The sequence below is a fragment of the Nitrosomonas sp. Nm34 genome (assembly GCF_900113925.1).
Lineage (GTDB): Bacteria > Pseudomonadota > Gammaproteobacteria > Burkholderiales > Nitrosomonadaceae > Nitrosomonas.
In genome coordinates this window covers 1-22,657 of the sequence record NZ_FORD01000029.1, presented here as the reverse complement: position 1 = coordinate 22,657, position 22,657 = coordinate 1, and the positions used below count along the sequence as shown (strand labels likewise).

Genomic DNA, 22,657 nt, shown 5'->3' with positions numbered 1-22,657 from the left:
AGACCACTAGCATGAATACAGACGCATTCATCTCCCTGACAGCCCCGCAAAAAACCGGTGAACCCAAGCGAGCCCTGGTATTGCCGGGTGGTGGCCTGCGCTTATCTTATCAAGCAGGCATCCTGATGGCACTCGAGGAAGCAGGCATGGCCTTTCAGTTCATGGATGGCACCTCGGGTGGTAGCTTGAATTTATCCATGCTGTTATCAGGCATCTCGCCAGAAGAAATATCTCAGCGTTGGCGGACTCTGCGTATGACGGACACCATTTCATTTTTACCACTCGAGGATTATCTCAAAGCTGAGAATTTACAAGGTATGGGTGATGCAGATGGTTTCCGCAACAAAGTACTGCCACATTTTGGGATCAATTTTGCCACCATACATCAGGTGAATACGGTCAGTGCCAACTATAACGTCCTGGATTACGCAAATAAAACCGTTAAGACCATTTCCCATCGGAATATTGATGAAGATATGGTCATTGCTGGCATGTCTTTACCAGGGGTCTTTCCTCCCGTCTATAAGGATGAAGGGATTTATCTGGATACCGGTTTTGTCCAGGACGCCAATCTCATCGAAGCAGTCAAAAATGCTGCTGAGGAAATTTGGGTACTTTGGGGGCTAGGCAACACGGGAGTATACCGTGGTGGAGTATTACACCTTTACGTCCAAATGCTGGAAGTCAGCGCCAATACCGCTTTGAACAACCAATTGGAACTCATACGCCAACTCAATCACCGGATTGAGAAAGGCGATAGTCCTTATGGACAGACTCGCCCAATTCAAGTTCACGTGATCCGGCCTGATTACCCTTTGCCATTGGACCCAGATTTGTATCTTGGTAAAATTAATCATGCCACTTTGATCGAAATGGGGTATGCTGATGGCAAGACTTATTTACAGAACCTCACCAAGGTACCTAATCACACTATCCCCAGCAATCCTTCCCGTATGAAGAATCCGGTGCCAGGCATTCGTTTTTCGCAACAGCTACAGGGCCGCCTAAATTTTCAGGAACAGGCACCCTTTACCAGTGAGGAGTTGAAACTGAGTCTGACCGTTCACATTAACAACCTGAACGCTTTTATTGATGATTCATTACACAGCGCAAGAGTGACTGGTCATCTGGAAAGCCCCACTCTCGGACCTTGCAGAATGCTCACTCATGGTAATTTTACGCTGGAAAATGTAACAAAAAAAATGCGGAGAATAACCTATTTGTTTGATGTTGAAAAAGATCATCAAAATTACAGTTTTCTGCTTGAACAAGTTCTCAATGACGATCCAGGCCTCGATATGTGGCGCGATTTGTCAAACATGAACCTAAAATTATTCAAAGGACAGGCACAGGATAGAAATCTTGTGGCTAGTGGCACGCTGCATCTGCCTTTGATGGGTATCAAAGACTTAATCAAGGGCTTTCATGCTACGGAAACCACCTCGTTCACTGAAGAAATTGCCATCAAAGGACGTTTTGCCCGCTTTTTCCTAGGTGAATTATATGATGTTTATCGTTAATATTTGCGAACGAAGTTTTTTCTCATGAAAACGTATTGATGTCTACAAAACTTTCCTTTCAGAAAATTTTCCCTTGCTGCGCGATATACTAATTTATCTGCCCCTAATTAGACCGACGGTACAAATTGTGTTTGCCTAAATCTATCTAGAAGCGCTTGTTCATCAGCATCTGCATCATGTTTCAGGCCAGCTTATTCTATTTTTAAATCAAAATTGACTTTGTCGACTTCACCTTGCCGTATGATTTATCCTGTTTGCGGCTCGCCTTCGCGTCATGTTTGATTTGAAATGGAATGAGTGAATTATCCAGAATGATAGCTTGCTGAGATATTTTTAAACAGTGATACTATTAAAATCTTCTCGCTGTTTAATCTATTGGGCTCTACAATAGTCAGTAAAGCTCATTAAGTTCTAATCTATTTTCATTATGAATGACCAGCAACTCAAGATTCGCATCAAACTCAATCAAGTTCCACAATTCTCCGAAGCCAGTAACTCAGAAGAAACAGTCAATCAAACCAAACCTCCTTTTGACTGGATAAAAATATCTACGGCAGTATTGCTATTTGTGATAATGCTGAGTGGAACTTTATTGTGGTTGTTTGCCGAAGAAAGTGACCAGCCGGTTAAGGAAACTTTATCAGCAGAAAATACTCAGTCCAAAAATTTGGACAGTTTAGCCCACGATAAGGATATAGAACCCAAGGATCTATCGACTAACAATAGCAACACAAGCAGTGAAATCCCTGCTCCTACTATGAAGCGAATTCCTGCAGACACACGCGCTCCAGAGTCTATTAAAGTAACGACAAATCTGGAACATATCATTATTCCCCTCAGAAAGCCTGAAATAGCCAAGAATAAAATAAACAACCAATCAACCAAGACAAAAGCCACTACCACTGATTGATCTCATGTTATCAACGCCCAATCGACAAGTGTCATTCAGCAACCAGAACCCATTGACAATATCGATCATGTCTAGCTTGCTCAAGATCAAGAAATCAGTATTAATTGGTTTTATCAAAATAAAGAAGTTGCGAAAATCCCGCTGGTAATTAAAAATGATGACTGGTGTACGTATTCTCATAAAATATGAATAAAACACAATTCACTCCATAAAACAATAGATGAGTATACCGATATCAAAAAATTTACTATGCTTAAACATTGCTCATCGACTGAAGTAAAACTATGAAATTTTGTAGTAGCTGTAGTGCCACAGTCGAGTTATATATACCAGAAGGTGATACGTTACCACGTTTTGTTTGCTCTACTTGTCATACCATTCATTATCAGAACCCAAAAATAATCGTGGGATGCATTCCTGAATGGAAAGACAAGATTCTACTATGCCGCCGTGCAATTGCACCCCGCGAAGGAAAGTGGACTGTGCCGGCAGGGTTTATGGAAAACAACGAAACCTTAGCGCAGGCAGCTGCCCGGGAAACGCTGGAAGAAGCCAATGCGCGGGTAGAAATTGGTGATCTATACGCTGTCTATAGCTTACCTCATATCAGCCAGGTTTATCTCCTGTTTCGGGCTCACTTGCTGGATCTGGATTTTTCTCCTGGTATAGAGAGTCTGGAAGTCAAGCTCTTCGATGAGCTTGAAATTCCGTGGAATGAAATCGCTTTTCGCGTCATTCGTGACCCTTTGAAACGCTATCTGCAAGAACGGCGTAAAGGGCAGATCAGCTTTCATCAGGGTGTTATTGACCAGCCTTCACCGTAATTTCTTTCAGTATGTTGAAGTGGTTACCAAGCAGATATTGAAATCATCGATAAGGCGATACCTGTCAGAAACAACAGCTCGTGGTTGCTCGTTTGCTTGACGACGATATGCTTGCATTTGTTTATCGAGCAAAGTGCTGCTTTCCAGGAAATGAATACTGTATCTGATCACGCTTGCTTATAACCGCCTCTGATAGCCAGAAAGCAGACTAGCGTCATTGTATCTGCTCTCGCGAAATGCTGGAGCATATGAGAAGCTGTGTAAAAGTATTTAATACACCAATTACCTTTATCGAAATTTATCCCAATCCATATAAATCTACTAAAATAACACGGAGACTTAAATCCAAAAAAGACTATTTAATGGTGCAGCCTTATTCTATTTCCAAATCAAACATGACGCAACGGCGAGCCGCAGACAATATCAATCATACGGCAAGGTGAAGTCGACAAAGTCAATTTTGCGTTAGAAATGGAATTAAATAAACTGCAGAACAATTTTTCAATATCGAGAAAATTCAGCCTCTCCTCTCGGTGCAGCAAAAGCTAAAAATGATCATAAAACGGTCTGATCTTAAAAAAAGCGAAATAAACGACTGATAACGGATTGCAGCACATCATTCCAACTGCGAAGGCAAGCCAGTTACTGACATTAATTTATCAAGATGAAACGCATACGCTATCTGCTGGAATCTTTTATTCTCACCAAGTTGAAATTAACCTTCCTATCGCAGCTAACATTTTGTTCGCTTGCGATAAGTGGAGCTTCTCCCTCTTTTGCAGGAACATTTAACTTCGCTGGGGGAGAACATGGCGTAGATGTGATTACTCATCCCCCAGGTTATAGAGGTGCGGGTGCTAACTTGACAGTAACACTTGGTATCTCCCCTTCATCCATTCATGCAGAAGAGATGGTGATTCCTATCCAGAATATTATCAGTACTTGGAATAATTCACTCCCCACCATTAATAATACTGTTAAAGAAGGAAGCAATGTTCCTGCTGACCACTTTGATTTTGAATCAGTTGTCCTGCACGAAGTGGGGCATTGTCTTGGGCTGGGGCATCCTAATCTGGCATCCGAATCAGGTTTGGATGCCGAAAATAGAAACTTCACTCAATCTACCAAGGGAGTTGACAACCAATTCAACCTTGACAGAGGCCCTGACGGTATTAGTGGTTCGGGTGATGATTTACGTGGTGATGATATTAATCTTCACTGGTTTCGTAAACATAACAATAACCCATTTAATATCGCGACAACGGTGGATGTAACCACCTACAGTCGTGAGCTATCTGATCTGCCACCTGGAAATACCTTTGCTATTAATGCTGATCGTAAAGTTGCTGCCTTATTCGGTCTTCAAAATACTGAAGCTATCATGCAACAAGGAGCGCGTCCTGGTGAAGCCCAACGCACATTGGCAGCAGATGATGTGGCCACGCTACGACTTGCCATGAATGGCTTAGACAGACTGGCAGGTACAGCAGACGACTATTCGTTAAAGCTAGAATTTGTCGGGTTCACTGACACGGCAGATATTGTCTTCATGTTCGATGATAATCGAACGTCATTTTCAATGAGTGAAATTATGGCAGAGCAAATCACTCCTGCACACTTTGTGATCACTCAGGGACGCACTTACTTTAACAGCAATAATCCATGGTTCTTTAATAACATTCCTTCCCCCTCTCCTCCTCTACATTCAACCCCTGTCCCTACTATTTTTGTCAATAATGCAACTGATTCTATAACCTTGTCACAGAATGATCACTTAACTCTTACCGTATCACTTAATCCTGGCGCCTATGGGGGAAACCAAGTAGACCAATGGATACAGGCAATTACTCCGATGGGAACCTTCTGGCTAAATAATAAGCTTGAATTTATTCCGTCAGATCAGCCTCTTCGAGTATATGAGGGTGAATTATTTGCTATGGATCACATTCCCATTGCGAGTATTGCTGCTAATACGCTGCCTGTGGGTACTTACAACCTAACTTATGCTGTTGATGATAATTTGGATGGTATTGCTAATGGTACTTTTAGCAGTTCAGTCATAATCACGATCACTCCTTAATGTAAATCTCACTTTCGCTGATAATAAGATGGATTAAATCTAAAAAGCTTTAAGGGCACTTGCAAGAATTCATATTTGTGAGTATCCACTTTGCGGATTGCCTGCTTACCCATTTCGTCACAACACGTCGTTGTTCACAAAAAATATTTCCTTACCTATCAGTGATAGGCTGCGTCAAAATTTTTTGTTCTCGCCTGGTCTTGTTTAGAACTCTGATTTTTAGAGATAGCCTTAATAAAATTCAAACCTAAAAACCGCTTTTAGATTAAATCCAGGGTTAGCCTTGCAAAAAAGAATCAGCAATAACTCGCTCATCGGTTAATCTCAATAGGTGTTCCCACTATTACTCGATCAAATAGATCCAGTAGATCGCCATTGTGCATGCGAATACAACCAATTGAACCAGGTCTACCCATTTCTGCGCTATCGGGGCTGCCATGGATATAGATATAACGGCGCATCGTGTCAACCAGGCCAAGCCGATTGAACCCGATTTCACAGCCTGATAACCACATGATGCGCGTCAGAATCCAGTCCCGACCGGGATAGCGGGCAGCCAGCTCCGGGGTATATATTTCTCCGGTAGGACGGCGTTTGACAAATACTGTATTGATCGGTTGCTTATCACCAATTTTAGCGCGGATAATATGCTTCCCCAGCGGGGTACAAAAACTCCCCCGTTGCTGACCGTTACCGTTTCTGGCAGAAGAGATTAAATAGCTCCTGACAATCTTATCTTCATCATTTATCAAGTTGAGTTGTTGTCGAGCAATACTGATATGAATTCTCATAATAAAAGGGCCTTGCCAGAATTTCGCTTTGAGATAAAAAACTGTCTTAGTAGACTGCCTGCTTCGGTTGCCAGCACACCCCCGATGACTTCCAGGTGATGATTAAGTCTTGTCTCTGCTGGTAAATTTAACAGGCTTCCACAGACACCGGTTTTGGGATCGGCAGCAGCATACACCAAGCGCTTGATCCTGGCATGGAAAAGTGCACCGATACACATTACACAAGGTTCAAGTGTCACAAACAATGTGCAATCCAATAAACGGTAGTTACCCAAATTCTGAGCTGCATCACGTAATGCCACTACTTCTGCATGTGCTGTCGGATCCATAGCTATGATAGAGTGGTTATAACCACGACCTATGATCTCATCATCTCTGACGACTACTGCGCCTACTGGAACCTCTCCAAGCTCCTGCGCCTTAAATGCGAGATCAAGTGCTACGCGCATAAAATATTCTTTATTCATCGATATCATTCATAGTGTTATTTAACCTAAACCGCAATTGGACAGGGTGGGCGTGAGGTGATTCCGGTGCGATAAGACGCGAGAAGCCGCACGGCCGTTCCCTGCAACGGAAAGCAACACCGCATTCACGCCTGGCGCGACATAGGATACACCTTATAGCGGCCTCGCCATTCGGCTGGGTCGAAAAAATTCGGAAATCCCTCCCTATGTCATGAGTTTGGCTCTCCAATTGAGGGGATCAGTTCGGCTTTCAGGTTTAATCAAATAATTTGAGCATCAGCGTATCTTTTATGCTACATTCGCTTCCTATGCAAACACTCCTTTATTGCCAGATATGGTAATCTCTTCCCAAGAATCTAGAATTTCAATGATCAATCATGCTAGCAACGAACTACGCACTTTGCGCGATCTGTTGCGTTTCGCAGTGAGCTATTTTAATCAAGCTGACTTATTTTATGGTCATGGATTCCCCACAGCTTATGAGGAAGCTGCTCATCTGATTTTACACACGCTGCATCTTATCCCTGATCAATTAGACATGTTTTTAGATGCACACATTACCCAGCCTGAGCGCGAACAAATCCTCTATCGCATGGAACAGCGTGTAACAGAAAGAATTCCAGTAGCTTATTTGACGAATGAGGCCTGGTTGAGCGATTTCAGTTTTTACGTGGACAAACGCGTTATCATCCCGCGCTCATTTATCGCTGAATTATTGCAAGACCGGCTGGCACCCTGGATTAAACAGCCCGATGCCATTCATGCCACACTGGATCTGTGTACGGGCTCAGGTTGTCTGGCTGTATTGCTAGCTCATGCGTTCGAGCATGCAAACGTTGCTGCCGTGGATATTTCTACTGAAGCGTTGGAGGTCACGTTTAAAAATATAGCTCGTTATAATCTAGCGCACGTGATCGAGCCGATTCAATCTGATTTATTTAGTGCATTAGCTGGGAGACGCTATGATGTAATCATTAGCAATCCACCCTATGTCAACGCAGAATCGATGGCAGCACTTCCTGAAGAATATCGCCATGAACCACGAATTGCACTTGCAGCTGGCCCGGATGGATTGACAATAATACGAACGATACTGAGTGAAGCTGCCAATTATCTGACCGAAGAAGGACTATTAATCGTAGAAATTGGTCATAATCGAGATGCCATTGAGCAATCTTTCCCGCATCTACCTTTCACCTGGCTGGAAACAAGCGCAGGTGATCAATTTGTTTTCATGTTGAAGCGCAGCGATTTAATTACCACGTTTGGCAATAACGCTAGAGGAAGCAGTGCCATTAACGAGTGCTAACAGGTTGGCAGTTTCATTTTCATCCAGCTCATGCCACATGCCGCGCTTCAATCTGGGAGGGAGATGAATCGGACCAAACCGTACGCGAATCAGCCGACTGACGGTTAACCCCAATGCTTCAAACAGACGCCTCACCTCCCGATTTCTACCCTCTTTTAATACCACGTGATACCATCGGTTAGCACCTTCCCCACCTTGTTCCGACAAATCACTCAATTTTGCCACCCCATCTTCCAGCTCAACACCCATCAATAACTGGCTCTTTTGCTCTGGTGTCAAACGCCCGATGATTCTAACTGCATATTCACGTTCAACTTGGAAACGTGGATGCATAAGCCGGTTTGCCAAGACACCGTTAGTGGTAAATATCAATAAGCCACTGGTATTGAAATCCAATCTACCAACAGCAACCCAGCGGGATGACTTCAATTGGGGCAATTTTTCAAAAACAGAGGGACGCCCTTCGGGATCATGACGACTCACGATTTCACCTTCTGGCTTATGATAGAGAATAATGCGCGGTAAACGTTCATTGGTATTGAGCCGTATAATACGCTTATTCACACGTACCAGATCTCTTGCCCCTACTCGATCCCCCAATTTGGCACTCTTGCCATTGATGCTGACCTGACCTGAGGCAATCAGAGCTTCCATCTCACGCCGGGAACCCAAACCGCTTTGTGCCAATAACTTATGAAGCTTATGGGTAACCATTAAATCAGGCTTGATGGCAGTATTGTCACTCAACGGTACCGAAGCCTGCTTTTTCCTCGCACTGAGAGCTCGCTTAATATACATTTACTTTACTTCGCAATAGAGAATCATCTAATTGAAAAAGGTGCTGAATTTCAATAAACCAAATAAACAATCCAAGGTTTAATTTGATGCATTCGATCTCTTACTCAGAAAGGCAGCTTCATGCCAGGAGGTAATCCCAATCCACCTGTTAAACTCGCCATTTTTTCTTGTGTAGTTGTCTCTACCCGACGCACCGCATCATTCACTGCAGCAGCAATCAAATCCTCCAGCATTTCTTTATCGTCACCCATCAAACTATTATCAATATGGATACGTTTGACATCATAGCGGCAAGTCATCACCACTTTAACCATACCCGCTCCTGATTGACCTTCAACTTCTATCGTCGCCAGCTGTTCTTGCATTACTTTCATATTTTCCTGCATCTGCTGCGCTTGCTTCATCAAATTGCCTAAATTCGCCTTTATCATTACTGTCTCCATTATTCAATTGGTTTAATCGAAGAAATGATGAGTTTCGCATCAAAATTTTTTACTATTTCTCTCACAAAAGGATCTGCTTCCATTGCTGCAATCGTTTCTGACTGCCTTGCCTGTTTTTCACGCTCCTGCATAACGAGTGACGTCATCCCCGTAATAGTACCGATCGAAAACGTAACTTTAACTGGTTTGTTAAAATAGTGTTCTAATGCAGCTTTCAGTTTATCTTGGTAAGCCTTTTCTAACAGATATTTATGCATTTCCGGCACACACAACTCAATCACATCAGTTGTAAAGAGTTTAGCCTCACAATGCTGCGCCAGCATCTTAGTCATCCCATTCAAGCCCAACTGATTTACAATTGATAACCAGCCTTCATTAGAAGAACTAGCAATCTCAGCCTCTTTGTTATGGGCTGGTTGACTATTATTTGTTGCCTGATGCATGACTTTGATAGGCTCTTGCCTGATATCCCTATCTTCTCCAGAATTCTTAGAAGTCTCTCCCGGGAATATCTGCTCGGGTATAAATGCCAGCATCCGTATTAAAGTCATGGTAAAACCCGCATATTCGTCCGGCGCCAGATTCAAGTCATTACGTCCATGAAGCACGATCTGGTAATACAATTGCACATCTTCAGCTGTAAAATACTTTGCCAATGCAAAAAGTCGCTCACATTCAGGCAATGTCTCATCAATCGCCTGAGGTGCAATTTGTACTAATGCAACACGATGAAGTATGGCGGCGAGCCCTTGTAAAGCACTATCGAATGCTAAGCTGCGCGCTTCCATCTCATCAGCAATTGATAACATTTTTACGCCGTCTTTTCTCGCGAGCGCTTCTAACAAATCATATAAATATTCTTGATCTATTACACCCAGCATAGCATGGACATCAGCTTCTTGAACAACCCCATTACCATAGGCAATGGCTTGGTCGAGCAAGCTCAGCGCATCTCGCATACTTCCTTGGGCAGCTCTTGCCAGGAATTGCAAGGAGGCAGCATCGAATGCAATCTGCTCTTGCGATAATATTTTGCCCAGATGCACTGCAATCAAAGAGGAGGGAATTTGCTTTAAATTAAACTGAAGGCAACGCGATAATACCGTAATAGGAATCTTCTGCGGATCGGTGGTTGCCAGTATGAATTTGACATGTTCGGGAGGCTCTTCCAGAGTTTTGAGCATAGCATTAAAAGCCGATCTGGAAAGCATGTGCACTTCATCAATGAGATAAACTTTATACCGGCCGGCGGTGGGCGCATAACTTGCGCTCTCAAGGAGTTCGCGCATACTGTCAACTTGGGTATTGGATGCGGCATCCAATTCTACCAGATCAATAAAATTTCCCTTATCAATTGATATACAAGCCGGGCATGCTCCACAAGGCATGGGTGTCACGCCAGCTTCGCAATTCAATGCTTTAGCTAAGATTCTAGCAATGGTTGTCTTACCGACTCCACGTGTTCCTGTAAACAGATAGGCATGATGCAATCGATTCTGCTCAAGTGAATGAGTAATTGCTTTAACGATATGGTCTTGCCCAGTCAATTCAGAAAAGTTTCTTGGGCGCCATTTCCGAGCAAGAACTTGAGTTTGAGACACGATATTAATCAAATGAAGGAAAAAGAGTAGATCATTATCAATAACCTATCTATCAGTTAGGGTGGCGAGCCGAACCCCCGGCACTTGCAAAAAATAGCTGTGGCTGCTTCCTTCCGGACCTGACCAGGTTCACTACCCTGCAATGCGGGGAGGCCCGCCATAAGACAATTTTACATCAATCAACATTACTGATTGGTAAATAACAATAGCCCGGTTAAAATTTTTACAAACTATTCGATAGATCTTTTGATAAACCACCGTCGCAGCAGAAACCAAAATTTATATATGATTTACGGCGCTAAAAATTCTATTAAAAAGCCCTTTGCCAATATTCAGCAAAGGGCCTGTAAATGCTTGGTATCATCTTCCGAGTAACTTAAACCAGTAATTTAATGGTTGTGGTAACTCACTCTAGCCTCGCCCTTCAATCAGGCAATTTTGCCTATTACAAGCAAAAGGAAAACAATGGTTGCGCGAGCACACAATCATCTTAACCTGCTCTATCCGCAAGCGGCCTTTCAAAACGCAATATTACCATACAACAAATAGAAATAGGAGGTTTTAGCTTTAATCGTGTTCTAATGGCTATTTTAAGATGGTGTATCATTCCATTTCCAAAATGACGCGAAGGCGAGCCGCAGACCGTATCAACCATACGGCAAGGTGAAGTCGACAAAGCCACTTCTGTTTTAGAAATGGAATAGCATATTCTCTATGGCTATATGAATGCAGTAGATATGATAGTAAGCAAAATATGCTTTTATACCGACTATAGCAGAATCTCAAGAGTAATAAGCATGCATTGCCTATCAACTGTTCGCGTTTCAGGCTGCTAAAGAAGCGTTCTGTAGTAGAATTATCTCAAAGTTTCCCTTATAGCTCTTAACCACTCTATGCCATGTTATTCAAGCTTTTGTTGATATTTTGTATATACCGGCTGAAGATCTTTGTGGGTCTCGATATTTCCAATGATGATTAAATGTAATATTTTAATGAGGCTGATTAGTCACATTTCCAAAAAAATGGTTTGTAATTACTGAAAAATATATTATTAATGGATAATATTTCGATAAATACCCCTATGCAGAATTACCACAAGCTAAGTGCATAACTTCCTTTTAAAATAAATAAAGAAGCTAATTCAATACAGGATACAAGAGGAAATGTTTGCTTAAGCTGCTGAATGGCCAATACAGAGAAAGTAAGGTGGAGCTTTCAAGAAGAGCTGGAATAAATGACAACTATTCAATTAAATTGCTTTATAAGCCAAAAAAGGAGGGAAGAATATAAGCGAAGATAGGGTAGAAAAAAATAGAAATCTTTTTTCTTGGATGGTTTGAATAATCCAAGGTAAAATCATCAGCATGGAATTTTTTATGCAAAGCCTATACCTATTTTTGGCGGAATATAAAGCGGAGATGGTGGGCATCCAAGTGTTCAACAATATCCGGAAGGTCTCGTCACGCGCCCGACTGATAACCCAAGATGCTCCGCGCTAAAGTTAAGGGGAATTTGATGTCTCCTTGCATTAAACACGACAAACTCATTGTGATCGATCCAAATCATATACCCAATCCAGGCAATGACGTTGTAGTAAATTTACGGGATGGCAGATAAATAGCAAAAATTTACCTGTACCAGAGACGCAGAGAAATTACACTTTGACCAATCAATAACAATCACGGCAATATCACTGTTGGCCTAAATCAGATCGAAGACAGGCATTACGTCATAGCAAATCTGCCAAGCGGATCGGTTTACAAAATCACCAGATCCATTTAAAAAATCAGGGGCGGTAGTTGATTAGTTTAGCATCCAAGCTAATCAACTACCGCCCCTAAATTAATAACAATAAAAGGAGATCCATTCAATATGGGAATATCTGACCCATTTTACTACACCATTGAAAAGGGACAAATTACTGTCAAAATCAAAGGGAATCCAGTTGTTGAACAAGAAGGTCAGTTTAATTATGGAAGCTTATTGGCTGATGATTTTATTATTAAGCGTGCTGGCCATTTTAGAATTGATGACTTTCACAATGACCAAGGAGATCAATTAGTATTTGATACAGGTTACGGATTAGTTTCGAGGGAGCAATTGATAAGCTTTGTGACTGATATGCGTGTTGAGGATGATAATTTTATTGTTAACTTTGGAGATTCCGCGTCTATAACTTTGGTGGGAGTTCATCAAAATCAAATTAGCTTTGATGATATTGTGGTATTAAGTTGACATTGACTTAATGATGATAGAGCACAGCGATAAGCGACATTAAGTTCAAAGAGCAGATCCTAAGATGCCATATGCGGTTACGGTACATGACTATGAGAAAAAAGATAGGAAACAATATGCCAGCACCGCATGGCAAACCAATAAAAAACAAAGAACAAGGTACACAACTGCACAAGGCGGAATGGAAAGACGCCAGCAGATATGTACCGCCATATTTCTAAAATTTAGCTTGGCAGCACTTGCCAGAACAGCGAGAGTAACAATGAAGACCAGGTTATGTAATCGTTTTATATTATTGGCTTTTTGGAGCGGGCCAAAGCAATGTAATTTTTTTATGATGTTCTTTTTCCTGAACATATAAGTCACGATGCAAGGTATCCCCCTCGTAAGTAGCATCAAGTGAATATTTTCCTGGAGGAAGTTTAGCAAGCAGATAAGGTCCTTTAGATATCGTTTCCAGCACAGTGGAACCGGATGCATCCCTGATGACAATCTGGACATTACTAATATATACCGCCTGAGCCGTACCAGCTTTGGCAAGTTCAAGCATCAGTGGCCATTTTTTTCCTTCCTTGAATATCGCATGGGATTCATCTTGACCAATGCCTCCAGTCATAAACACGACTTCACCTTGATTCTGCACTGGTGGAAGCGCAGATTCTGTTGGCACGAGCTCAACTTGTGAAAAACCGGAAGTACTAATGATACCAAGAAAGATCATAACAGAAGCTGTTCCAACGAATTTGGTAATATTCATTATTTAATCCTCTTAGGTTAATCAATGCGTCCTGTTAAAGAATCACGCGATAAACGAACCGAGCTCTGAATGCTTACTTTTGTCTTTCTTATATTACCTTGCTTTAATAGAATAAGTCGTTAAGAGAGAACGCCAGCAGAAGTGTATTGAAACATTCCTAAATTACAGGAGTCTTAATAAGACTGATTCTCAACAAAAGAAGTTCAAGCAAAATCAAAGCCAAAGCTGGCGACTGCCTGCTGCAAATATTCAAAATTAAGGAATCATGGCTGAGTTGAAAATAACCTGATAATGGATGTGTAGCAGCAGTAAGTTTATTAGCAGAAAATGCAAAAACCAGAATCTTTTCCGTTAGCTCCAGTTCCAGAATTTTGCTTTTTAGTCCCTTTAGAGAGAACCATGGGCTTTGATTCGATTTCTAAATCAAGACTGACTTTGTTGGCTTCACCTTGTCGTATGGTTGATACGGTCTGCGGCTCGCCTTCGCGTCATGTTTGATTTAGAAATGGAATGACATTGAGATTGAAACGCTCGCTCGTCTAGAAAATACCTCACCACTAGCAAGCGAGCTGGTCATTAGTCTGCTGAGTCTGACTACCGCCTTGACTCTGAGTATTTGTGACAATCTGAGCGAATACTATAATGGCAAGCCTGAAAATAACAGTCAATGCTATTGTAAGAGTGCATACAATTTTTATTTACAAAGAAATAATTAAGAAAAATAGATTGGCCGATCGGACTGAAATACTGGTCAAGTAATCTGTACTGGTATCTGTAAAATCCAGCGAAAAACAGTAAATAAGTTACTAAATTTTATTTCTGTGATTTGAAGTCGGCGAGGAGAAGTTCACGCCTAATGATTTGGGCTTGCCGGAATTACTAAGACAATAAAAGTATGAGGTTGCATTTCAGGATGTTCCTGAATTTCAACAACACGGACGAGAGTCGGCTCAAATGTCTCAGGATCAACAATAAAAGGCCGAATGATGAAATCGCCTATCCCTGGCAATGAGTAGGGGGAGTGGGATGGATCATATAACTCATCGACATATAAAACTTTATCTACATCCCATGGAAACACAGCCCATTTTACAGCCGGAAAACTCATTGTCGTCTTTTGGCAACATTGTGAAATGAATGCCGAAGACTACAATAAATTTATGATATTGGCAAACTAAAATAGATATATCAACTATATGAATCAAAATAATTTATTATAAATCACATTACTCAAGATCAACGACCCAATAGCCAACTGACCAGGAAGAAAAATATGACTGATCATATCATCAAGACGACATGCCAGAACTATCGGACATGCCTGATACTAGCGTTTATCTACCAGATGTAAACAACTGAATTAACTACAATCGAAAAAGCTGAGTCTTAATGATTTAGGTCTGCAGGCGTCACTACGAAAACGAGAGTATGGGGCTGCATTTCAGGATGATCCCGAATCTCAGCAACACGCACAGGAATTGGTTGACGTGTCTCAGGATCGATAAGAAAGGGCCGAATGATTAAGTTGCCCTCGTTTGGCAGTGTACAGGGTGAATCCCATAATTCTTCGATATATGAGACTTTACCTTCATCCTCTGGACACACAGCCCATTTTACAGCAAGAGTATTTATTGTTGTCATTTAGCAACATCATAAAACAAATATGAATGTTACAACAAATTTATGACAAAATTATGATATTGATAAACTCAATTCATCATCCTTGTTCTTCCACTCCGGTTCTTCAAGAACCTAAAGTTGAGCCAGAGCAGTCATCCACGCCAGAAAGCAGCAGCTTCTTACGTTCATAGCTTTCTATGGTCGAGCGTGAGAAGAATACAATAATGGCAAGGGAAACCACTCCACCTGTCTTTGGCCAGGCTCGAAGTGAGACTACCCGCATGTCGCTGATGGTCAACTCTTTTTAAAGGAGCAAAAATCATGATTAAGCAAAACGCGGCGTATTTACGCGCATCGTCTTTTCATTCCAATCCACCCCACCCATAACCGTCCTTTTGCCAAAGCTCACAGCGAGCCGCACCTTTGCGTCAAGGATATTTGCGAAATATTAGGTAAGATAAATAATAGCAAGGCAATAAAAGATGATGGTCATGAGTACATTGATAATCACACGATCTAACACGATCGGCTTCCTATTCCATTTCTAAATCAAAACTGACTCTGCCAGATCATCTTACCGCATTATTGATACTGTCTGCGGCTCGCCTTCGCATCATGTTTGATTTGGAAATGAAATCGATCGTATGCGCTTGATAGCATAAACATTTTTAGCTCCGCTTAGCATATATTCTTCTTGCTGCATTGGACTTGAAAAAAATGAATGCTACAGCCATATCGACTGCGGTCAACTTCACGATTATACTTTTCTAAAGATGTGATAACTGTATCGCATCATAATCTGGTTATCGGGCAAAACAATTTGCTCATCATTGGTTATTCTGCTTCTTTACTTTGGTAGAATGCTATGAACAACCAACAACGAAAAGCAACCCTTTGCTCGCAAGTGTACTAGAATTGATAGTTCTCTTGATGTTTTGCAACACAGCAGCGGCTATTGACTCTTCGGTAAAATCTAATACCACAACGATGCCCAACACAGAATGTTTGTTAAACTGGGCACAGACATTCTACCCTAGTTTATTTTCGCCAGCGCTGCAAGAGGTGCAATTTTCCGACCTTTATACCTATCGCTATTACCCCAACACCAATTCTTATGTGGGAGCTTCCTCTGCAGATAACCATGTTTATTACCAGGGACCGACTGTACGGGTAGTGCGGGCAATTTTTACACGTTAAATTTCTCTGATAATCAAGGGCTGTCTTTAGATGTTCAGGGCGGTGAATTAGCAGCCATCATTAAAGCGGTTTTAGATAGCAACCCCAAGCTACAAAAGTTCTTCTGATTGGGCATAGCACGGGTGGGCTTACTGCAAGAGAATATCTGCAAGGATTAGCAAGAGTACTCGATCCAGAAACTCCAATCCTATACCGGGAGGATATCGCGAAACTTATTACTATTGGAGATCCGCATCAAGGAAGCTTGGGCCGAGGCATGTAATACTCAATTCGATATTCTTAATAATGCCGGTATTTGCAAGCTTTTTCATTTGAATATTGACCTGAATAGTATTATAGTCGAGGAATTCCAACCAAATAGTTCAGCTTTAAACAATCTTAATGATTTAGCTACTCACCCGCTTCCATCCAATATAGTTTATGTTTCGGTAGTTGGAATAGGCCAACCTATTTTGTCTAGTTTAACTAATTTCCACGATGGGGATGGTATTGTATCGAATAGCTCCCAGAATCTAATATCAGTAACTGAGAGTCTTCCTCTCTAACAGCGATCGATTAAAGTTAATATTCCTTTCAGAGAATGTAGTAATAGAATAGAAATACCGGGTGTCGGGAGTATCGGTTAAACTCACACCTGTGAGTCAACCGATATAGGTGTAGGCGCAGAAATTTTAAGAAATTTACAGTGAATTTAACAAACAAAACGCGCACTGATTTTCGCTGCATCACAAAATAAACAGATAGAAGATACTCCACCCGGCTAACAATATACTATTGATCTACCTCTTAATCATGAGGACTATTTTCTCTGCAATCATTCCCAAAATTGGAATGATTACAGTGGCTCTACCTAACTTGCGGGGAACTCTGCGCTCTGGATCATCCTCGATATATCTGATAAATGCTGCAGCATCATTCTTTTGCAATTAGCTATAAAAACAGGTAACGGAGGCGCGATGCGAACGAAATTTAACACCGTCGAGGATAAAAATTTTATAGCAAACGAAATTATTATCTATATCCAAGCTTCTAAATTATATCATCGACCACTTAATTAATAAGGGAATAGAAATGAAAAATTTAACCCAAACTCAAATCAATTATCTCAGGGAAAAGCTTGAATTAATCAGTTCTGACGAGGAATTATTCCGTGGGTCTTTGCCTGAATTATCAGCGGAAGATAAGCTGATACTGGTAAGGGACCAAATTAAAAAATTACTTGCTTGGGTAGAATCTGGAATGAGGGTACATGAAGAAGCATACGTAGGCAAAGAGGTAGAGCATAGTAATTTTGGGAAAAGATAGGAGAAGATATACAAAAGCACGGTGGCACGCTCGGAAGAGAGTTGTCGCAGGTCAGAAGGAAAGATTGCAGTAATTTACCAATCTGCACCAGATATAGTTGAATTCTTACGCAAAAAAGAGAAATAAGCTAGTCAATGGCGAGTTGTGGACTGAAATAAAACAAGACAGATGAGCCGCTTTGAGTAAGATAATAGGTGATGGTTGCGGGGTAAGATTTGAACCTACAACCTTCGCGTTATGAGTCCGAAAAATTTAGCATTTATCTGTATTGATCATTATTTAATTTAAGTTAGATTTATTTAGAAGATTGCTGTGATGTTTTACCATGTCGCAGTCACCCTATGAGTTAGAAGATGCTTTTTGGAAGTAGTAGACTCTTCCAGGATAAGAAGAACAGCAGGACCAGGGAAGGCCAATGGATTATTTTCTTTATTTAATTAATCCATCCATTATTTAACTATAGCTGGCGAAGAATACTGAGACCAAAGCAACCTTATCCTCATTTACTTCGGCCCCAAATTTTCCAGTATTAGCAAGAGAGGGGATAAGGCTTCTCTTTCTATTGATATACCATCAAAATAGCTGAGCGCAAATTACGTGATCCCAGGTGGGCGGTTGACCTACCACCGTAATCGATACATCGTCACCAAAGTTGACGATCAAGGTATCAGCCTGAATGGTGACATCTGTGACATGACTAGCGATCTCATCACGAGTCAAACCATACCCACTGAGATCCAGCCTATCGCCTTCCTGCCAAGCAAAGTTGTCAATTTCCCAGTCCCCCATACCCTGAAAAATAAAATTATCTGCCCCCTGTTCACCATGGCAAGGTTGATCTGGACGTGTGTCGACATTCCTTTGATGGTAATATTTGTCTTGGCCGCTTAGGTTACCTTGGCTATCGTTACCATTGAGATCATTACCGCCCTGATCTTTATTGCCTTCGTTTTTGCTGCCTTGATCTTTACTGCCAGGCCCACCACTCATTCCACTGGATCCTAGGTTATCTTGGCTATCTTTACCACCAAGGTCATTACCGCCCTGACTTTTATTACCTTCGTCGTTGCTGCCTTGGTCTTTACTGTCAGGTCCACCACTCATTCCACCGGATTCATGAACATCATGTTTATGCCCATCATTTCCTTGCTGATCTTTTCCTTGTCGGTCATATCCTTCTCGATCATATCCAGGTCGATCGTATCCTGGTCGATCATACCCTTCTCGATCATATCCTGGTCGATCATACCCTTCCCGATCATATCCTGGTCGATCATACCCTTCCCGATCATATCCTGGTCGATCATACCCTGGTCGATCATACCCTTCCCGATCATATCCTGGTCGATCATACCCTTCCCGATCATATCCTTTTTGATTATATCCGTGTGCATCATATTCTTTATGCTGTTCATTGCCAGTACTCATGATTATCTCCTATAATGAGCGGAATTCATGGGGTAAAAGTGTCCATAAAAATAAAGTACATCCTATTCCTCAACAATACCCCTGCAACGAGACAATGCTTTAATAAACAGCTCAATTAACTTTATAGTAAAATCTTAAAAATAAGCTATGACCCTGACGAACAATTGTTTTCTTTAAGCATTGCCGGCCAAATAGATTAAGCGGAATAAAGCGGACTGAAATTTGCCATAAAGTAAAGGTAAACACCGAGCTAATTAGTGCTCCAACTGCTCCAACTTTATTTACGAATATGCTATTAAAGATAAAATGTCATATCAATAATGCAATTGCATACATTTATATAATAATAATTAGGGGTTTGTGTCCATATCCTATCAGCTCAGTTTAGACAACTGACCTGATTGACCAAGAAACAGAAGATAGTTTTGGTTCATCGATAACCATAATAAGAGAGGAGCGATAATGATAGAGAAGGATAACCAAAACCGTAGTGTTGAGAAACCGTACGAGATATTCAACGTGCAACACACCGCAAAAGAATCCTGCACAACTCCCATTCAGCCAAATAGATAACTAAGCCAGCGCCCCGTTTCACCTGACCGTGAAGAATCGATAGCGCGGTTAGGCTACTTGATGCGTTGGCAATTAGCTTACCAGTGAATGATAATTCCTTCCATTATCACGCTCTACCACGATCTTTTCTGATGTGTTGCTAGTGGATGTCACTGTGATGGTTGCTATGTAGTCCTTTTTAGTATTGAGAAAAATTTCCCACATAGAGCCTACACAAGCGCATTAAATGAAAAAAGCACTTAACACGGTATCGGTTAAATGCTTGATTTGATTGGTTGCGGGGGCAGGATTTGAACCTACGACCTTCGGGTTATGAGCCCGACGAGCTGCCAGACTGCTCCACCCCGCGCCAGAACTGAGTAGATTAACAGGTAATGCCTATCCCGTCAAATCATAATGCTTTATTATTCCTTTGATAAGGCAATGATTGGAGCAACACCCCAGCCCGTAGAATAGAATGATGCGTTCATATCTCTTATTAATTTAGTGACGAGGCTATTTGCTCATATCAATACTGTTGTAGTCGACGACTTGTCCAACGCTCCCGCTTGTATTTTTGCCAAGCCATCTCCTTTTTTAAGGTCGCGTTAATAGCATCCAAAACACTATTTAAATTAACCGGTTGAGTTTTTTCCTCAGTATTTCCGCTCAGATTAATGCCCAAATGCAATTTTCCTCTCTGATAAAGAGACCAAATCTCGGAGCCATAATCGGTATATGCCAGTTCTGGAGCAAACCGGCTTAAATAGGCAGTAATATTATTAACATCGCGTTTAAATATTCTTTGGGCATTGTAATTATTTGCTGCAGAAATCGCCTGAGGGAAATCGATGATAACAGGGCCCTGGTTACCGAGTAACACATTGTATTCAGATAAATCACCATGAACGACATCATGGCAAAGCATACGGACAATCTGCCTGATTAAGAAATCATGATATATCCATGCCAGCGCAGGACTCAATGTCAAATCATTCAGTCGGGGAGCGACATCACCATTGCTATCGGTAATCAGCTCCATTAATAATACCCCTTCAAAAAAATTATAATATTTTGGTGTTGGCACACCGACTGTAATCAGATGAGACATGGTATCTACTTCGGTACTTTGCCACGCTTCTTTCTGTGCCATACGACCAAAATGACTTCTCCTTTGAATCGCATGCAGAGATCTCCCTTTTCTAACCAATCTGCCCTTTGTATAGCTTACATTCTGGCGGAAATTTTGCTTGTTTGTTTCTTTATAAACTTTGGCACACAGGAGCTCGCTGCCACAACGCACAACGTACACCATCGCCTCTTTGCCACTCATAAGTTGGCAAATTACTGAATCAATCAGACCTTCTTCAACCAATGGCTCAATTCTTTTTGGGATTTTCATTAGCTCTTATGTAAACATGTCAATACAGCACATGTTTTCCATACTCCTGTCAAATAAATAATTCTCTCTACTTAACTGGTGAGAAATCACGTAGTTATTACCTCACCTTCCACTATTAATTAATTCTGCTGAAACCTTGGTGACTTGCTTCGATGCCAGACCGTATCCTCGGGCGCAATATCAATATGTTTGACAATAACAAAGGCTTTACTCACGCTATTCTGGTCTGTTGTTAATGACTGCTTTCTGGTTGCAGTAAACTTCATATGAAACTTATCCAGCAGAACTTGATACAAATTAATTAATTTATGTTTAAAACACATCTCCATCTCCTTGATTGCAGTTATTACTTGTTACGGTAATAATCAACCACGTGATTTGCATTGTAGAAAGAAAAAAACACTCTTGGAATGTGGCAAATTGCCGCAGGGCAATTTGTTACAGCCATTTATTTTTAGTTGACATAAAACAACCGCCCAAACAGTTGTCTTAATATAATAGAACTCCTTGATGACAAAATTATTACCTTTTGATCCGTTATTCTCTTATGACATAATGGTTTACGCTGATAGAACCACAGCAAATTTCCAAGCCTGGTATCATAAGGAGTGTTGCTATGACTTCCAAGAAAGAGGATTTGTTTTCACATCAGGATGCACTCGCCCAATTGCATGAGAGCCAGCCCCTGCCTACTAAATTAGGTTTCTTACATCAATTGATCCGTGAAGATTTTCCGTTTATCGACCCTCTAGCCATTGCCTTACTCGATGAGAAAACGGGCATACTGAAGACTTATATCCATAGCACTACCGGTAGCGAAAGCCCTTTAATTGCCTATGAGGCACCGCTTGATAGCGCCCCCTCGTTACGCGAAATCATGCAGCATCGCCGTCCACGGATCGTACAAGACTTGGCAATTTTTAAGAAAGGCACTCACCCACACACAGTGAAGTGGTACCCAAAAACTGTACAGGTTGTTAAGCTCTGGCAGAATTAAAAAGGAGCTTAATAACAATGAGTAAAAAGCGCATACAATATTCGAGCGAATTCAAAGCAAAACTAGCGCTGGCAGCGATACGCGGTGATGAAACTGTCCCCTAATTAGCAGCGCGTTATCATATCCATCTCACGCAGATCAATAGCTGAAAACGGCAATTCATTGAGCAAGCTGCCGAGCTATTTTCTAAAAATAATACTGGCGCCAATAAGGAGCAACCTACAACAGATGACCTGCACCGGGTTATTGGTCAATTGACGGTAGAACGCGATTTTTTAGTGAGAAAGCTCAATCATTAAGTCTTGTAGAACGCAAAGAGATGATTTAGCCCCATGGGAGTCTTAGTCAGGTTCGTCAATGCCAGTTGTTGAATCTGGCACGTTCGACCTATTACTCTCAACCGCAACCAATCAGTAATACT

The 22,657-nt window shown here is 41.4% G+C and carries 23 protein-coding genes, 1 tRNA gene and 1 other RNA gene; 11 read left to right on the top strand and 14 right to left on the bottom strand.

What is annotated here, in order from left to right; translation table 11 throughout:
* The first annotated feature begins 11 nt into the window (after positions 1–11).
* The 5 genes from BM283_RS11455 (at position 12) to BM283_RS11435 (ending at position 5,334) form a co-directional block, all read left to right on the top strand.
* The gene (locus BM283_RS11455) at positions 12–1,520 is read left to right on the top strand and encodes a patatin-like phospholipase family protein (RefSeq protein ID WP_090693199.1); all 1,509 of its coding nucleotides are present in this window, start codon (positions 12–14) and stop codon (positions 1,518–1,520) included.
* Between the two features lie 427 nt (positions 1,521–1,947).
* Positions 1,948–2,430 (top strand): hypothetical protein, encoded by a 483-nt coding sequence (locus BM283_RS11450; RefSeq protein WP_090693197.1) that lies wholly within the window; start codon positions 1,948–1,950, stop codon positions 2,428–2,430.
* Positions 2,431–2,523: 93 nt separating this feature from the next.
* On the top strand, positions 2,524–2,619 hold the full coding sequence (locus BM283_RS20585; protein WP_090693227.1) for a DUF2914 domain-containing protein: 96 nt from the start codon (positions 2,524–2,526) through the stop codon (positions 2,617–2,619).
* A 95-nt stretch (positions 2,620–2,714) separates the two neighbouring features.
* Complete coding sequence (locus BM283_RS11440) at positions 2,715–3,254, top strand: NUDIX hydrolase (RefSeq protein WP_090693194.1); 540 nt, start codon at positions 2,715–2,717, stop codon at positions 3,252–3,254.
* A 664-nt stretch (positions 3,255–3,918) separates the two neighbouring features.
* Positions 3,919–5,334 carry a hypothetical protein gene (locus tag BM283_RS11435; protein ID WP_090693192.1) on the top strand — a complete coding sequence of 472 codons (1,416 nt, stop codon included), beginning with the start codon at positions 3,919–3,921 and terminating at the stop codon, positions 5,332–5,334.
* 311 nt (positions 5,335–5,645) lie between these two features.
* On the opposite strand, the gene BM283_RS11430 is transcribed toward BM283_RS11435, so the two are convergent.
* Entirely contained in the window at positions 5,646–6,125 is a 480-nt protein-coding gene (locus BM283_RS11430) for a L,D-transpeptidase (protein WP_090693189.1), read from the bottom strand.
* Positions 6,122–6,592, bottom strand: a complete 471-nt coding sequence (tadA, locus tag BM283_RS11425) for a tRNA adenosine(34) deaminase TadA (RefSeq protein WP_090693187.1) — start codon at positions 6,590–6,592, stop codon at positions 6,122–6,124. The genes BM283_RS11430 and tadA overlap by 4 nt, the downstream gene beginning before the upstream one ends.
* Before the next feature lie 367 nt (positions 6,593–6,959).
* Between tadA and prmB the strand changes: the two genes are divergently transcribed.
* A complete protein-coding gene (gene prmB, locus BM283_RS11420) occupies positions 6,960–7,901 on the top strand; it encodes a 50S ribosomal protein L3 N(5)-glutamine methyltransferase (protein WP_090693185.1) in 942 nt (313 codons plus the stop codon).
* On the opposite strand, the gene rluB is transcribed toward prmB, so the two are convergent.
* From rluB to ffs, 4 genes are all read right to left on the bottom strand, one after another.
* Positions 7,845–8,699, bottom strand: a complete 855-nt coding sequence (gene rluB, locus BM283_RS11415) for a 23S rRNA pseudouridine(2605) synthase RluB (RefSeq protein WP_090693184.1) — start codon at positions 8,697–8,699, stop codon at positions 7,845–7,847. The genes prmB and rluB overlap by 57 nt on opposite strands.
* A gap of 104 nt (positions 8,700–8,803) precedes the next feature.
* Entirely contained in the window at positions 8,804–9,127 is a 324-nt protein-coding gene (locus tag BM283_RS11410) for a YbaB/EbfC family nucleoid-associated protein (RefSeq protein ID WP_175492111.1), read from the bottom strand.
* A gap of 14 nt (positions 9,128–9,141) precedes the next feature.
* Positions 9,142–10,743 carry a DNA polymerase III subunit gamma/tau gene (gene dnaX / locus BM283_RS11405; protein ID WP_090693180.1) on the bottom strand — a complete coding sequence of 534 codons (1,602 nt, stop codon included), beginning with the start codon at positions 10,741–10,743 and terminating at the stop codon, positions 9,142–9,144.
* Between the two features lie 60 nt (positions 10,744–10,803).
* Positions 10,804–10,902: signal recognition particle sRNA small type (gene ffs, locus BM283_RS11400), an RNA gene on the bottom strand.
* 1,713 nt (positions 10,903–12,615) lie between these two features.
* Here ffs and BM283_RS11395 point away from each other — a divergent pair.
* Entirely contained in the window at positions 12,616–12,978 is a 363-nt protein-coding gene (locus tag BM283_RS11395; protein ID WP_090693178.1) for a hypothetical protein, read from the top strand.
* 292 nt (positions 12,979–13,270) lie between these two features.
* On the opposite strand, the gene BM283_RS11390 is transcribed toward BM283_RS11395, so the two are convergent.
* The 4 genes from BM283_RS11390 to BM283_RS18875 all read right to left on the bottom strand — a co-directional run bounded on the left by BM283_RS11390 (position 13,271) and on the right by BM283_RS18875 (position 15,638).
* Positions 13,271–13,735, bottom strand: coding sequence for a carboxypeptidase-like regulatory domain-containing protein (locus BM283_RS11390; RefSeq protein WP_090693177.1), 465 nt, complete (start codon positions 13,733–13,735; stop codon positions 13,271–13,273).
* Positions 13,736–14,588: 853 nt separating this feature from the next.
* Entirely contained in the window at positions 14,589–14,843 is a 255-nt protein-coding gene (locus BM283_RS11385) for a hypothetical protein (protein WP_090693174.1), read from the bottom strand.
* A gap of 278 nt (positions 14,844–15,121) precedes the next feature.
* Positions 15,122–15,376 carry a hypothetical protein gene (locus BM283_RS11380; protein WP_090693170.1) on the bottom strand — a complete coding sequence of 85 codons (255 nt, stop codon included), beginning with the start codon at positions 15,374–15,376 and terminating at the stop codon, positions 15,122–15,124.
* Between the two features lie 103 nt (positions 15,377–15,479).
* A complete protein-coding gene (locus BM283_RS18875) occupies positions 15,480–15,638 on the bottom strand; it encodes a hypothetical protein (protein ID WP_175492110.1) in 159 nt (52 codons plus the stop codon).
* A 647-nt stretch (positions 15,639–16,285) separates the two neighbouring features.
* Here BM283_RS18875 and BM283_RS20035 point away from each other — a divergent pair.
* From BM283_RS20035 to BM283_RS11370, 3 genes are all read left to right on the top strand, one after another.
* Positions 16,286–16,552: a hypothetical protein gene (locus BM283_RS20035; protein WP_139225261.1), complete on the top strand. Its 267-nt coding sequence runs from the start codon at positions 16,286–16,288 to the stop codon at positions 16,550–16,552.
* Positions 16,553–16,655: 103 nt separating this feature from the next.
* The gene (locus BM283_RS20030; RefSeq protein WP_139225262.1) at positions 16,656–16,814 is read left to right on the top strand and encodes a lipase family protein; all 159 of its coding nucleotides are present in this window, start codon (positions 16,656–16,658) and stop codon (positions 16,812–16,814) included.
* A gap of 809 nt (positions 16,815–17,623) precedes the next feature.
* On the top strand, positions 17,624–17,857 hold the full coding sequence (locus tag BM283_RS11370; protein ID WP_046850821.1) for a hypothetical protein: 234 nt from the start codon (positions 17,624–17,626) through the stop codon (positions 17,855–17,857).
* 573 nt (positions 17,858–18,430) lie between these two features.
* On the opposite strand, the gene BM283_RS18125 is transcribed toward BM283_RS11370, so the two are convergent.
* The 4 genes from BM283_RS18125 to BM283_RS11345 form a co-directional block, all read right to left on the bottom strand.
* Positions 18,431–19,285 (bottom strand): hypothetical protein, encoded by an 855-nt coding sequence (locus tag BM283_RS18125; protein WP_139225260.1) that lies wholly within the window; start codon positions 19,283–19,285, stop codon positions 18,431–18,433.
* Positions 19,286–20,130: 845 nt separating this feature from the next.
* A tRNA-Met gene (locus tag BM283_RS11355) sits at positions 20,131–20,207 on the bottom strand.
* Positions 20,208–20,366: 159 nt separating this feature from the next.
* Positions 20,367–21,239 carry a PA4780 family RIO1-like protein kinase gene (locus BM283_RS11350; RefSeq protein ID WP_090693161.1) on the bottom strand — a complete coding sequence of 291 codons (873 nt, stop codon included), beginning with the start codon at positions 21,237–21,239 and terminating at the stop codon, positions 20,367–20,369.
* 119 nt (positions 21,240–21,358) lie between these two features.
* Positions 21,359–21,562 carry a hypothetical protein gene (locus tag BM283_RS11345; protein ID WP_090693158.1) on the bottom strand — a complete coding sequence of 68 codons (204 nt, stop codon included), beginning with the start codon at positions 21,560–21,562 and terminating at the stop codon, positions 21,359–21,361.
* Positions 21,563–21,855: 293 nt separating this feature from the next.
* Here BM283_RS11345 and BM283_RS11340 point away from each other — a divergent pair, with 293 nt between their 5' ends.
* Complete coding sequence (locus BM283_RS11340; RefSeq protein ID WP_090693156.1) at positions 21,856–22,236, top strand: hypothetical protein; 381 nt, start codon at positions 21,856–21,858, stop codon at positions 22,234–22,236.
* The last annotated feature ends 421 nt before the right edge of the window (positions 22,237–22,657 follow it).